The organism is Rugamonas aquatica, assembly GCF_009380215.1.
Taxonomy (GTDB): Bacteria; Pseudomonadota; Gammaproteobacteria; order Burkholderiales; family Burkholderiaceae_D; genus Rugamonas; species Rugamonas aquatica_B.
The window spans coordinates 624,792-638,625 of sequence record NZ_WHUG01000003.1; the positions used below are offsets into that span (position 1 = coordinate 624,792).

Here is a 13,834-nt window from a genome sequence, read left to right on the forward strand (position 1 = left end):
CACCAGTGCGGCGCTGTTGCTGATGATGCTGAACGGGGCGCAGGCCGCGCCGTTCAGCAAGACCACCGAGCGCAGCAAGCAGAAAGCGGCGGCCGAGGCTGAACGCGCCGGCCTGCAGCAAAAGCTCAGCACGCTGAAAAAAGACATCGGCAAGACCGAGAGCGCCAAGGACGACGCCGCCGACACGCTGGCCGCGTCCGAACAGGCGATCTCCGACGCCAACCGCTCGCTGCGCGACCTGGCGCAGGAGCAGGGCGACACCAACACCAAATTGCAGCAGCTGTCCGTCGAGCACGACAAGCTGGCGGCCACGGTCGCCACGCAAAAGCAGCAGCTGGCCAAGCTGCTGCGCGAGCAATACGTGGCCGGCAATGAAGACCGCATCAAGCTGCTGCTGTCCGGCGACAACCCCAACCGCATCAACCGCGACCTGCAAATGATGTCCTACGTGTCGCAGGCCCAGGCCCGGCTGCTGGACTCGCTGCGCGCCAATCTGAAGGCGGTCGAGGTCAACCAGGCCGAGGCGCAGAACGCCAAGGACGAGCTACAGGAAATCGCCGCCGAGGAAATGGAACAGAAGGCCAGGCTGGAGCAGGAAAAGACCCGCCGCGCCGCGCTGCTGGCCTCGCTGTCGAAAAAACTGGCGGCCCAGCGCAAGGAAGCCGGCAACGTCGAGCGCGACGAGCAGCGCCTGACCGGCCTGGTCGACAAGCTGGGCAAGCTGATCCAGGAGCAGGCGATCGCCGCCGCCGCCGAGAAAAAACGCCAGGAACAATTGGCCGCCGCCCGCGCCGAGGCCAAAGCCAAGGCCGACGCCGAAGCGCGCGCGCTGGCCAAGGCCAAGGCGGCCGAAGCCGAACGCCAGCGCCTGGCCAAGGCCAACGCCGCCAAGTCCGGCACCATCAAGCCGGTGCCATCGAAACCGGACGCCATCGACGCCGACGAGCCGAAAGTGGCGCAACAGCCGCCGCCGAAACCGGTGGAACCGGCCAAACCGGCGCCGCGCGATGAGGAGCCCGCCAAGCCTGCGGCCAGGGCGGCTGACATCGCGCTGGCGCCGACGGTGCCGTCGGGCGCGCCGTTCGTCAGCCTCAAGGGCCAGCTGCGCGCGCCCGTCAGCGGCAAGATCGCCGCCAAGTTCGGCACCAAGCGCGGCGAAGGGCCGACCTGGAAGGGCGTGTTCATCCGCACCGGCGAAGGCGCCGAGATCCGCGCCGTCGCCGGTGGCAAGGTGATCTTCTCCGACTGGCTGCGCGGCTTCGGCAATATGATTATCGTCGACCACGGCGGCCAGTACTGGAGCATCTACGGCTATTGCGAGTCGCTGCTCAAGCGCGTCGGCGACCCCGTCAAACCGGGAGACTCGATCGCCAGTGCAGGTAACAGCGGCGGTAACGAGGAATCGGGGCTATACTTTGAGCTTCGCCATCAGGGCACGGCATTCGATCCGGCTGGCTGGGTCAAGTTTTAGGGTTTGCGGAAAAAATGGGCAACAAAGTCAAGAGCATCGGCCTGATCGGCCTGGGTATGGTGGCCGGTGTCGCCGCCTCCTTGCAGTTTTCCGCCATCGCGCAAAAAGTCACCGGCTCGCCGCTGCCGCTCGAAGAGCTGCGCCAGCTGTCCGACGTGTTTGGCCTGATTAAGACCGACTACGTCGAAAACGTCGACGACAAGAAGCTGCTGACGGAAGCCATTTCCGGCATGGTGTCCTCGCTCGACCCGCATTCGGTCTACCTCGATAAAAAAGCCTTCCGCGAAATGCGCGAGACCGTCGCCGGCAAGTTCGTCGGCATCGGCATCGAAGTCGGCATGGAAGACGGCTACATCAAAGTGGTGTCGCCGATCGAGGATTCCCCCGCCTTCAAGGCCGGCATCAAGACCGGCGACCTGATCACCCGCATTGACGGCACGCCGGTCAAGGGCCTGTCGCTGGACGAAAGCGTCAAGAAGATGCGCGGCGAGCCGCACTCCAAAGTCACCGTCACCATCAGCCGCAAGGACGAGGACAAGCCCATCATCCTGAGCATCGTGCGCGAGGAAATCCGCGTCCAGAGCGTCAAGGCCAAGATCGTCGAGCCGGGCTACGCGTGGCTGCGCATCTCGCAGTTCCAGGAGCCGACCGTCGAGGACATGGCCAAGAAGATCACCGCCCTGTACGCGCAAGACCCGCACATCAAGGGCCTGGTGCTGGACCTGCGCAATGATCCGGGCGGCGTGGTGCCGGGCGCGATCGGCGTCTCGTCCGCCTTCCTGCCCAAGGACTCGGTGATCGTCTCGACCAACGGCCAGCTGCTCGATTCCAAGCAAACCTTCTACGGCCGCAGCGAGTTCTATGCGGTGCGCGGCAAGGGCGATCCGCTGGCCAAGCTGCCGGCGGCCTTGAAGGACGTGCCGATGGTGGTGCTGGTCAACGCCGGTTCGGCGTCGGCCTCGGAAATCGTCGCCGGCGCGCTGCAGGACTACAAGCGCGCCACCATCATGGGCACGCAGACCTTCGGCAAGGGCTCGGTGCAGACGCTGCGCCAGCTGACCGCCGACACCGCCGTCAAGCTGACCACCGCGCGCTACTACACGCCGCACAACCGCTCGATCCAGGCGCGCGGCATCGTGCCGGACCTGATGGTCGACGAAACCGCCGACGGCGACGGCTTGAACAGCCTGCGCCTGCGCGAATCCGACCTGCAAAAGCATCTGAACAACGACAAGGACCCGGCCGGCGACGGCGCCGCGCAGAAGGCCCTGAGCGCGCAGCGCGACGAGTTGGAAGACGAGCAGCGCCTGGCCAGCCTGGCCAAGAAAGCCAAGCCGGTGGAATTCGGCTCCAAGGACGACTTCCAGCTGGCGCAGGCGATCAACCACTTCAAGGGCTTGCCGGTCAAGCTGTCGAAAGTGGAAGCGACGCCGGCTCCGGGCGGCGAAGTCGGCGAGATCAAGTCGGACAGCAAGGCGGAAAAAAGCAGCGACAAGGGCGCCGCCAAACCTGCCGTCAAGCCCGACGTCAAACCCAAGGCCGGCGACAAAAAGCCCGCCTTGAAACAACCTCTTACCCAGTAACGGCGCGCGCCGCCGCCGGCCCAGGACGATGAACGACTCGCAACTGCTGCGCTATTCGCGCCATATCCTGCTCGACGAAATCGGCATCGAAGGCCAGCAAAAGCTGCTGGCCGCGCATGCGCTGGTGATCGGCGCCGGCGGCCTCGGTTCGCCGGCCGCCATGTACCTGGCCTCGGCCGGCGTCGGCCACATCACGCTGGTCGACAACGACACCGTCGACCTCACCAACCTGCAACGCCAGATCGCCCACACCACGGAGCGGGTCGGCCAGTCCAAGGCCGCATCGGCGCGCATCACGCTGCAGCAGATCAATCCCGACATCGCCGTCACCGCGCTGAACGAACGCGTGGACGACGCCCGCCTGGCCGAACTGGTGGCGCAGGCCGACGTGGTGCTCGACTGCACCGACAACTTCGCCACCCGCCACGCCGTCAACCGCGCCTGCGTCGCGCTGGGCAAGCCGCTGGTGTCCGGCGCGGTGATACGCTTCGACGGCCAGATCAGCGTGTTCGATCCGCGCGGCGGCGCGCAGCCCTGCTATTCCTGCCTGTTCCCGCAGGACCAGCAGTTTGAAGATGTGGCCTGTTCCACCATGGGCGTGTTCGCGCCGCTGGTGGGCGTGGTGGGCGCCATGCAGGCGGCGGAAGCGCTCAAGCTGCTGATGGGCGTGGGCGCCTCGCTGGCCGGGCGCCTGTTGATGTTGGACGGTCTGCACATGGAGTGGACCAGCATAGCGGTGGGGCGCAACGGCGATTGCCCGGTCTGCGCGACGAAAAAATACTAATCCGAGGAGACGGTCTTGTTGATGAAACGCTGGTCGATGAAACGATATGCTGTACTGCCGCTGGCATTGGCCGCGGCCTTCGCTGCGCAGGCAGCCACCACCACCAAGTACCTGATCATCGCCGAAAACGGCAAGCAGATCGGCGAGCAGGTGGCCGAGCATCAGGACGATGGCCTGACCAAGGTGCGCTTCATCTACAAGAACAACGGCCGCGGCCCGGAGCTCACCGAGCAGTTCCGCATGGGCGCCGATGGCCTGATGACCGAATACAGCGTCAAGGGTAACTCCACCTTCGGCGCCGTGGTCGACGAGCGCTTCGAACGCAAGGGCGGCCAGGCCGAGTGGAAGTCCACCTCGGAGCAGGGCAAGAAGGCCGTCAGCGGCCCGGCCGGCTACCTGCCGCTCAACAGCTCCTTTGAAATCGTCTCGGCCTACATCACCGCGCTGGCCGCCGCGCCGGAGCACAAGCTGGCGCTGCTGCCATCGGGCACGCTGTCGCAGACCGTGCTCGATACGCTGGAAATCAGCAGCGCCACCGGCGCCAAACAAACCGTGCAACTGGTGGCGCAGACCGGCGTCGGCCTGTCGCCGGCGTTCTACTGGGCCACCTCCGGTTCCGCGCCACGGCTGTTCGGCGTCATCATCCCCGGCTTCGCCAGCATGCTGGAAGACGGCTGGCAGGGCGCCGCCCCGGCGCTGGCCGCGCGTCAGAAGCAGGCCGAGAGCAAGATGCTGGAAAGCCTGGCCGCCAAGCTGCAGCATCCGCTGACCGGCGTGACCCTGGTGCGCAACGCCCGCGTGTTCGACAGCGACAAGGCCACCGTCGGCGCGCCATCCGACATCTACATGCTGCGCGGCCGCATCACCGCCGTGGTGCCGGCCGGCTCGCCGTCGCGCGGCGCCGACAACACCATCGACGCCGGCGGCCGCATCGTGCTGCCTGGCCTGTTCGACATGCACGGCCACGTCGACCGCTGGTCCGGCGCATTGAACATGTCGACCGGCGTGACCAGCGTGCGCGACATGGGCAACGACAACAAGCAGCTGCAGGCGATGCTGGACGAAACCGCCGCCGGCAAGCTGCTGGCGCCGCAGGTGGTGCCGGCCGGCTTCCTCGAAGGCGAGAGCCCGTTCAGCGCCAATAACGGCTTCATCGTCAAGGATCTGCAGGGCGCCAAGGACGCGGTGGACTGGTACGCGCAGCGCGGCTATCCGCAGCTGAAGATCTACAACTCCTTCCCGAAAGCCATCCTGAAGGATACCGTGGCCTATGCCCACAGCCGCGGCATGCGCGTGTCCGGCCACATCCCGGCCGGCCTGCGCGCGCAGGAGGCGCTGGACGCCGGCTACGACGAAATCCAGCACATCAACCAGGTGCTGCTGAACTTCCTGGTCAAACCGGACACCGAAACCCGCAACCTGAACCGCTTCCTGCTGCCGGCCGAAAAAGTCGCCGACATGGACTTCAAGTCCAAGCCGTTCAAGGACTTCGTCGCCGGCCTGGCGAAGAAGCAGATCTCGATCGACCCGACCATGTCGGCCTTCGCCTTCATCCAGCAGAAGGACGGCGACATCAACCTGCCGTACGCCGCCTTCGCCGCCAACATGCCGCCGGACGTGGCGCGCAGCTTCGCCGTCGGCGCGATGAAGATCGAGGGCGACGCCACGCTCAAGCGCTACCAGAAGTCCTACGCCAAGATGGTGGAATTCGTCGGCATCATGTACAAGGCCGGCGTGCCCATCGTCGCCGGCACCGACGACATCCCGGGCTTCACGCTGCATTCGGAACTGGCGCTGCTGGTCAAGGCCGGCCTGACGCCGGCCCAGGCCTTGCAGGTGGCCACCCGCAACGGCGCCCGCTACACCCGCACCAGCAATGAGCGCGGCAGCATCGTGGCCGGCAAGCTGGCCGACCTGGTGCTGGTGGACGGCGACCCGACCAGGGATATCGCCGACCTGCGCAAGGTGTCGGCGGTCATCACGCGCGGTTACGTCATCTATCCGCAGGAGATCGACGCCGCGCTGGGCATCGCACCGTTCGTCAAGGATGCGCCGCAGGCCGCCAGAACCTCTGCCGTGGCGGAGATCGATGGCGGCGGCAACGACGGCGCGCTGCGCCGCATCGACGCCACCGCCCGCCAGCGCGACTAAGCCAAGTAAAACGCGGTAAAAGCCGGGCGTGCGGAGCGCCCGGTTAAGCCCTGGTTAAGCCTCCCGGCGCAAAAATCGTATTGGGGTGTCGCTGGCACCGATTCGGCCTTATACTCTGCACTCACTTTAATTTGTTATCGAATATGAAAAAACTCTCCATCCCCCGTCGCGCCGCGCGCGGCTTTACGCTGATTGAAATTATGGTGGTGGTGGTCATCATGGGCGTGCTGGCCGCGCTGGTCGTGCCCAAGCTGCTCAGCCGCACCGGCGAGTCGAAAGTCGCCGCCGCCAAGGTCGATATCGCCACCGTGATGCAGGCGCTGAAGCTGTACAAACTCGATAACCAGCGCTACCCGACCACCGAGCAGGGCCTGCAGGCGCTGCTGACCAAGCCGACCGCCGGCCCGGCCGCCAACGGCTGGAAAGCCGGCGGCTACCTGGAAAAAATGCCGAAAGACCCTTGGGGCAATCCATATCAGTTCCTGTCGCCCGGCATCAAGGGCGAGGTCGACGTGTTCTCCTACGGCGCCGACGGCGCCCCGGGCGGCACCGGCGATGACGCCGACATCGGCTCCTGGGACAACTGATCGCACGGGGACCACGGCTCATGCGCGCCGGCCGCGGGCGTGGCTTCACGCTGATCGAACTGCTGGTGGTGATGGTCATCCTGGGCATCACGCTGGGGCTGGTGTCGCTCAATGCGCTGCCGGGCCAGCAGCAGTTCCTGCGTGAGGATGCGCAGCGCGTCGCGCTGCTGTTGCAACTGGCGCGCGACGAGGCCATCGTGCGCAACCGCCAGATCGCCTTCGAGGCGGGCACGGACGGCTACCGCTTCCTGATCCGCAACGACAAGCAATGGGACCTGGTGGTGCAGGACGACCTGCTGCGCGAACGCGAATTCAAGCACGCCCCCGTCACGCTGATGCTGGATCCTCCGCCCAGCGTGCCGTCGGCCAACCTGCGCATCGTCTTCGGCCGCGAGCCGGTCGACAAACCCTTCGTGCTGACCCTCAGCGGCGGCGACGCCAGCGTCGCCATCCGCGCCGACGGCATCGGCCATTTCACGGTGGACTAGATGCGCACATCCCGACAACGCGGCTTTACCTTGCTGGAAGTGCTGGTGGCGCTGGTCATCGTCGGCACCGCGCTGGGCGCGTCGCTGCGCGCGGTCGGCAGCCTGGCGTCCAACAGCAGCGGTTTGCGCAGCGCCATGATGGCCACCTGGTCGGCCGAGAACCGGCTGGTGCAGCTGCGCCTGACGCGCCAGTTCCCGGCGGTCGGCAAGCAGACCTTCGAATGCCCGCAGGGCGACATGAAGCTGATGTGCGAAGAGGAAGTGATCGCCAGCCCCAACCCGCGCTTCCGCCGGGTGGAGGTCAGCGTCTACGACCAGGCCGCGCCGGAGCGCCGCATCATCAAGCTGGTCCAACTGGTACTGAATCAATGACGCGCCGCTTGCACCGATGGCGCCGCGCACGCGGCTTCACGCTGATCGAACTGCTGGTGGCGATTTCCATCCTCGCCATCGTCGCGGTGCTGGGCTGGCGCGGATTGGACGGCATCATCCGCTCACGCGGTGCGCTGACCGCGCAGATGGAGCAGACGCGCGGCCTGCAACTGGCCTTCGCGCAGCTGCAAAGCGACAGCGCCAACCTGGCGCCGCAATCGCTGATCGGCACCCGCCCGCTGCTGCGCGCCGAAGACAACCGCATCACGCTGATGCGCGTGGTGCTGGCCGAGAACGACGCCACGCGCTTGCAGGTGGTGTCCTACCGCGTGCGCGACGGCGTGCTGACGCGGCGCGAATCGGCCGGCACGCGCGACCTGGCGCAGCTGGACGCGCTGTGGGAAGCGGCCAACAGCGATATCGATCCGGCCGCCAGCGTGGCGTTGCAGTCGGGCGTGCAGCGTATGGTGATGCGCTTCTGGACGAACCAGGGCTGGGTGCAGGCAGCCGGAGTGATGGCGACACCGGCCGCCGGTGCGCCCAGCGGCCTTGAGGTGTCGATGGTGCTCGACGGTCAGGAAGTGCCGATGACGAAATCCTTCCTGCTGGGGGCGCTGTGATGCGGCGGCGCCAGGGTGGCGTGGCCGTCGTCACGGCGCTGCTTCTGACGACGCTGGCGGTGACGATTGTCGCCAGCCTGTTCTGGCAGCAGCAGGTGCAGGTGCGCTCGATGGAGAACCAGCGCTTGCAGCTGCAAACCCGCTGGATCGTGCGCGGCGCGCTGGATTTGAGCCGGCTGGTGCTGTTCCAGGACTATATCGACACGCAGAATCAGGCGTACACGCAGCTGGGCGGTATCTGGGCCATGCCGCTGGAAGAAACGCGGCTGGACGACTACATCGAACGCGAACGCGCCGAGGCGGAAAATTTCAACGCCACCCTGTCCGGCAGGATGATAGACGCGCAGTCGCGTTACAATCTTGCCAATTTGGCTGACAAGGGGCAGCCGACGCCGAGGGAAGTGATGCTGTTCGAACGCCTGCTGACCAATCTGCGGCTCGATTCATCGCTGGCGCAGGCGGTGGCCAGGCAGGTGGCGGATGCGCAGCCGCAGCAGCTGGGGCAGCAGAGCGTGCCGGCGAAGGTGATTGGCCTGATGCGGGTCGAAGACTTGCTGGCGGTGAGCGGCTTTACGCCGCAAACGATAGAGAAGCTGCGCGACTTCGTCATCGTCCTGCCCAAGCGCACGAAGTTGAACGCGAATACCGTGTCGGCCGAGTTGATGTCGGCGATGATGGACAAGATGTCGATGTCGGATGCGGCGGCGATAGTGAACACGCGCAAGCGCGCCTACTACCGCGATAAGCCGACCTTCGATACGAGTCTGCCGGCCGGGGTGACGGCATTGACGGATTACGACGTCAATAGCAACTTCTTCCTGGCCTACAGCCGGGTGAGGCTGGACCGCGCGGCGCTGGACACGCAGTCGCTGCTGGAGCGGGCGGGGAACGGCATCACGTCGGTGGTTTGGATACGGGAAAACTAGAACAGCTATGAACGAAAGCGAGACCCTTTGACTACACTACTTATCCGCTATCCGGCCAAGGCCAGCGTCGACAGCGGCGCGGCCCAGACCTGCCCGTTCGCGCTGGTGGGCGATGGCGGCAATCTGCTGCAACAGGGCGCCTCCGCGCTGGGTAACCTGGCGGACCTGGTGGCCTCGTCGCGGCGCGTGGTGCTGCTGCTGGCCGCCGCCGACGTCACCCTGCTGCGCGTGGTGGCGCCGCCCTTGTCGGCCGCGCGCCTGAAGGCCGCGCTGCCGGCGCTGGTGGAAGAACAGGTGCTGGGCGACCCGGCCGACTGCGTGCTGGCGGCCGGCGCTGCCGACGCCGAAGGCGGCCGCACGGTGGCGGTGGTGCAGCGCAGCTGGATCGAGGTGCTGGTCAAGGCGCTGCTGGCGCAGGGCGCGCACAACGTCTCGGTGCTGCCGGCGCAACTGTGCCTGCCGTTCCAGCCGGGCTCCGTCTCGGCCGCGCTGAGCACCGGCGACAGCGGTTTCGAACTGATACTGCGCCAGTCGCAGACCATGGGCCTGGGCCTGACGCTGCCGGCGCAACCGCAGGCCGCGTTGCAGACGCTGCGGGCGATGGCGGGCGACGAGCCGGTCACGCTGTACCTGGCGCCGGCGCAGATGGCGCAGTTCGCGCCGCTGGTGGCCGGCATCGAAGCTGGACATGGAATCACACTGATGGAAGACCACTGGGCGCACTGGGTGGCCGCCTCGCGCACGGCGGGGCTGGACCTGGCGCCGGCGCTGGGCGCCAGCGGCGCCAACGCGCGCCAGTGGCAGCGCTGGCGCTGGCCGCTGCGCATCGCCGTGCTGGCGCTGCTGGTCAATGTGGCGGGCCTGAACATCGAATGGCTGCGCCTCAAGCGCGAGGCCTCCGCCATCAGCCTGTCGATGCTGCAGACCTTCAAGGCCGCCTATCCGAAAGAGGCGGTGATACTCGACCCGGCCGCGCAGATGCGCAAGAATATCTCGCTTGCCAAGGCCGACGGCGGCCAGCCGTCGGCCGATGAATTCACCGCGCTGAGCGCCGCCTTCGGCGAAGCGCTGGGCGTGTTGCCGCGCAAGGACATCATCGCCACGCTGGAGTATCGCGAGCGCGCACTGCAGATCAAGGTCAAGCCCAACACCGTCGACGCGGGCACGCTGGCGCAGCTGCGCACCGCGCTGGCGGCGCGCAAGCTGGACCTGTCGGAAGCGACGCCAGGCACCTGGCAAATACGTCCGCTGAACGGCGCGGGCGGAGGAAAATCATGAACAAGCTGACCCAAACGCTACAAGACTATCGCGGCCGCGCCTCGGCCTTCTGGATCGAACGCACGGAGCAGGAGCGCAAGTTCCTCGGCGTCGGCGGCGCCGTGCTGGGCGTGGCGCTGTTTTATTCGCTGCTGATCGCACCGGCGCTGGACGGCGGCGCCAAGCTGCGCAAGTCGCTGCCGGAACTGCGCCAGCAGGCGGCCGAGTTGCAGGCGCTGGGACTGGAAGCGGCCGCGCTGCGCGGCCAGAACACCATCGCCCCGGCGCCGATGACGCGCGAGATGCTCAACGCCGGCCTGACCGCGCGCGGCTTGACGGCGCAATCGGTGGCTGTCACCGGCGAATACGCCAAGCTGCAGCTGAACGGCGTGCCCTTCCCGGGCCTGATCGCCTGGCTGGACGCGATCCGCACCGAAAGCCGCATCGCCGTGTCGGAAGCGAACATCAGCGCGCAGGATACCGCCGGCATGGTCAACGCCACGCTGACGCTGCGTCAGAATGCGGGCGGCCAATGATGCAAAAAGGCTGTCCATGAAGCGCGCCGTGCTATGGTTGCTGACCATCGCGCTGAGCGTGGCCCTGACGCTGGCGGTGTTCTTCCCGGCGACGTGGCTGGGCTCACTGGTGGAGCAGCGCACGGGCGGCCGTTTGACGCTGGGAGACGCGCAAGGTACGCTGTGGCGCGGCTCGGCCTTTATCGGCGGCGCCGCCAGCGGCAACAGCCCGGTGACGCCGCTGCTGCCGGGCCGTTTCAGCTGGAAGATTTCGCCGCTGGCGCTGATCGGCATGGTCGATCTGCAGCTGGAGAACAGCGAAGCGCTGGCGCAGCCGCTGACCTTCAAGGGCAGCTGGTCGCAATGGCAGCTCAGTCCATCGGCGCTGCTGCTGCCGGCCGAGGGCCTGGCCGGACTGGGCGCGCCGCTGAACACCGTGGCGCCCAGCGGCACGATGCGGCTGTCGTGGACCGCGCTGGAAGTGGCGCTGGTCGACCGCCAGGCGGCCATCAACGGCCGCACCACGCTGGAGATGACGGACATGGCTTCGCGGCTGTCGTCCCTGCGTCCGCTGGGCAGCTACACGCTGGCGCTGGACTGGCACGGCCAGTCGGCGGCGCTGACGCTGAATTCCGCCAAGGGCCCGCTGTTGTTGAGCGGGACCGGCACACTGAATAACGGCCGCCTGCAGTTTTCCGGGCAGGCCGAGGCAGCAAAAGGATTTGAGGAGCAGCTGGCCAATCTGTTGAATTTGCTGGGCCAGCGCAAACCGAATAGTGACCGCAACATCATCGCTTTAGAGTTCCACTAAGTTCAGATAAAAGTTCAGACAATGAAAAAACAGTCCGTGAGCAAATCCAATCTTCCCGCGCTGCGCCGCCTGAGCGCGGGCGCGATGCTGTGCTGCGCTACCGTCGCGCCGGTCGTTACGCCGTTGCTGGCCATGCTGCCGCTTGCTGCCCACGCCGCGGCCGACGACGCCGCGCTGAACTTCGTCGGCGCCGACATCGAATCGGTGATCAAGGCGGTCGGCCACTACACCAACATCACCTTCGTCATCGACCCGCGCGTCAAAGGCACGCTGACGGTGGTGTCGGAGAAGCCCGTCACCAAGTCGCAAGCCTTCGGCCTGCTCACTTCCGCGCTGCGCCTGCAGGGTTATGCGGTGGTCAGCGGCGACGGCTACGCCAAGGTGGTGCCGGAAGCGGACGCCAAGCTGCAGGCCGGGCCGACCCAGGTCGGCGCCAGCCAGGCTTCGGCCAAGGGCGACCAGATCGTCAGCCAGATCTTCCACCTGAATTATGAGTCGGCGGCCAACGTGGTGACGGTGCTGCGTCCCCTGATCTCGCCGAACAACACCATCAACGCCAACCCGGGCAACAACACCGTGGTCGTCACCGACTACGCCGACAACGTCAAGCGCCTGGCCAAGATCGTCGCCGCGCTGGATGCGCCGGCCGTCGCCGACCTCGATGTGATCCCGGTGCGCTACGCCATCGCCAGCGACCTGGCGGCCATGGTCAACAAACTGATGGACTCCGGCGCCGGCGCCGGCGACGCGGGCAAGGTCAGCGTGCTGGCCGATCCGCGCACCAATTCGCTGGTGCTGCGGGCGCCGTCGGCGGCGCGCTCCAACCTGGCCAAGTCGCTGATCGCCAAGCTCGATCAGCCGACCCAGGAACTGGGCAACGTCCACGTGGTCTACCTGAAGAACGCGGAAGCGGCCAAGCTGGCGCAGACGCTGCGCTCGGTGGTGTCCGGCGACACCTCGGCGCCCAACGCCACGGGCGTCAGCGGCGGTGGCCAGGGCGGCCAGACCCAGGGCCAGAACCAGGGCGGACAAAGCAGCAACACCGGCGGCTTCGGCGGCAACAGCAGCGGCGCCGGCAGCAGCAGCGGCCCGACCAATCCGCTGTTGACCGGCTCCAGCCAGACGCCGGGTGGCGGCGGCGGCACGGCCGGCTACATCCAGGCCGATTCCACCACCAACACCCTGATTATCACCGCGCCGGAATCGGTGTACCGCAACCTGCGCGCCGTGATCGACATGCTGGACGTGCGCCGCGCGCAGGTCTACATCGAATCGCTGATCGTCGAAGTCTCGTCCGACAAGGCGTCCGAATTCGGCGTGCAGTGGGTCGGCGCGACCGGCAACGAGAACAGCACCTACCGCGTCGGCGGCCTGCAGTCGTATTCGTCCGGCGGCAACAACATCGGCACGCTGGCGACCCAGCTGCTCAACAAGTCCACCGCCAGCACCAGCGGACCGGCGCTGCCGGGCGCGGGCCTGACCATCGGCGTGTTCAAGCAGGTCGCGGGCGGCCTGGGACTGGGCGCGCTGGCGCGCTCGCTGGAATCGGACGGCAACGCCAACGTGCTGTCGACGCCTAACATGATTACGCTCGATAACGAGCTGGCCACCATCTCGGTCGGCCAGAACGTGCCGGTGCTGACCGGCCAGTTCACCACCACCTCCGGCACCAACAACAATCCGTTCCAGACCATCGACCGCAAGGAAGTGGGCCTGACGCTGAAAGTGCGTCCGCAGATTTCCGAAGGCGGCACGGTCAAGCTGGCGATTTATCACGAGACTTCCAGCGTCGACAAGACCACGCTGACGGCGACCGCCGGCATCACCATCAACAAGCGCGTGATCGAGAACAACGTCATCGCCGACGATGGCCAGATCATCGTGCTGGGTGGCCTGATCGAAGACACCGAAGGCGATGGCGTGAACAAGGTGCGCGGCCTGGGCGACATTCCGGTGCTGGGCAATCTGTTCAAGTACCAGACCCGCAGCCGCAAGAAGACCAATCTGATGGTGTTCCTGCGCCCCGTGGTGATCCGCAACAAGGAGCAGAGCACCTCGCTGGCGACCGACCGCTACGACTACATGCGCGCGCAGCAGGACGCGATCCAGCCGCCGGAGAGCATCCTGGTCAAGGACTATGGCCAGCCGACGCTGCCGGCGCTGAAGGATGGCGCGCCGGTGGGCGGCGTGACGTTGGCGCGTCCTCTGCCGCCTGCGCCGATCCCTGCGCGCGAGCCTGGCGCCGCCGAACCAGCCAAGCAGCAGTGAT

Annotated in this window: 13 protein-coding genes; all 13 read left to right on the forward strand. The window is 66.7% G+C overall.

The features are described from left to right. The first annotated feature begins 22 nt into the window (after nucleotides 1–22). Nucleotides 23–1,471, forward strand: coding sequence for a peptidoglycan DD-metalloendopeptidase family protein (locus GEV02_RS10880; RefSeq protein WP_152838087.1), 1,449 nt, complete (start codon nucleotides 23–25; stop codon nucleotides 1,469–1,471). Nucleotides 1,472–1,485: 14 nt separating this feature from the next. Beyond that, nucleotides 1,486–3,054 carry a S41 family peptidase gene (locus GEV02_RS10885; RefSeq protein WP_152837985.1) on the forward strand — a complete coding sequence of 523 codons (1,569 nt, stop codon included), beginning with the start codon at nucleotides 1,486–1,488 and terminating at the stop codon, nucleotides 3,052–3,054. 28 nt (nucleotides 3,055–3,082) lie between these two features. Continuing rightward, the gene (locus tag GEV02_RS10890) at nucleotides 3,083–3,838 is read left to right on the forward strand and encodes a HesA/MoeB/ThiF family protein (protein ID WP_152837986.1); all 756 of its coding nucleotides are present in this window, start codon (nucleotides 3,083–3,085) and stop codon (nucleotides 3,836–3,838) included. A gap of 21 nt (nucleotides 3,839–3,859) precedes the next feature. After that, nucleotides 3,860–5,989 (forward strand): amidohydrolase family protein, encoded by a 2,130-nt coding sequence (locus GEV02_RS10895; protein ID WP_152838088.1) that lies wholly within the window; start codon nucleotides 3,860–3,862, stop codon nucleotides 5,987–5,989. Between the two features lie 143 nt (nucleotides 5,990–6,132). Then, on the forward strand, nucleotides 6,133–6,576 hold the full coding sequence (gene gspG / locus GEV02_RS10900) for a type II secretion system major pseudopilin GspG (RefSeq protein ID WP_152837987.1): 444 nt from the start codon (nucleotides 6,133–6,135) through the stop codon (nucleotides 6,574–6,576). A 20-nt stretch (nucleotides 6,577–6,596) separates the two neighbouring features. Continuing rightward, entirely contained in the window at nucleotides 6,597–7,064 is a 468-nt protein-coding gene (locus tag GEV02_RS10905) for a GspH/FimT family pseudopilin (RefSeq protein WP_008443966.1), read from the forward strand. Then, a complete protein-coding gene (gspI, locus tag GEV02_RS10910) occupies nucleotides 7,065–7,436 on the forward strand; it encodes a type II secretion system minor pseudopilin GspI (RefSeq protein ID WP_070271480.1) in 372 nt (123 codons plus the stop codon). Further along, a complete protein-coding gene (locus GEV02_RS10915; protein ID WP_152837988.1) occupies nucleotides 7,433–8,056 on the forward strand; it encodes a PulJ/GspJ family protein in 624 nt (207 codons plus the stop codon). The genes gspI and GEV02_RS10915 overlap by 4 nt, the downstream gene beginning before the upstream one ends. Further along, on the forward strand, nucleotides 8,056–8,982 hold the full coding sequence (gspK, locus tag GEV02_RS10920; protein WP_152837989.1) for a type II secretion system minor pseudopilin GspK: 927 nt from the start codon (nucleotides 8,056–8,058) through the stop codon (nucleotides 8,980–8,982). The genes GEV02_RS10915 and gspK overlap by 1 nt, the downstream gene beginning before the upstream one ends. Nucleotides 8,983–9,009: 27 nt before the next feature. Further along, on the forward strand, nucleotides 9,010–10,260 hold the full coding sequence (gene gspL / locus GEV02_RS10925; RefSeq protein ID WP_152837990.1) for a type II secretion system protein GspL: 1,251 nt from the start codon (nucleotides 9,010–9,012) through the stop codon (nucleotides 10,258–10,260). Beyond that, nucleotides 10,257–10,775, forward strand: a complete 519-nt coding sequence (gene gspM, locus GEV02_RS10930; protein ID WP_152837991.1) for a type II secretion system protein GspM — start codon at nucleotides 10,257–10,259, stop codon at nucleotides 10,773–10,775. The genes gspL and gspM overlap by 4 nt, the downstream gene beginning before the upstream one ends. A gap of 16 nt (nucleotides 10,776–10,791) precedes the next feature. After that, the gene (locus GEV02_RS10935) at nucleotides 10,792–11,565 is read left to right on the forward strand and encodes a type II secretion system protein N (protein WP_152837992.1); all 774 of its coding nucleotides are present in this window, start codon (nucleotides 10,792–10,794) and stop codon (nucleotides 11,563–11,565) included. A gap of 21 nt (nucleotides 11,566–11,586) precedes the next feature. Continuing rightward, nucleotides 11,587–13,833 (forward strand): type II secretion system secretin GspD, encoded by a 2,247-nt coding sequence (gspD, locus tag GEV02_RS10940; RefSeq protein WP_152837993.1) that lies wholly within the window; start codon nucleotides 11,587–11,589, stop codon nucleotides 13,831–13,833. Nucleotide 13,834 lies beyond the last annotated feature (1 nt).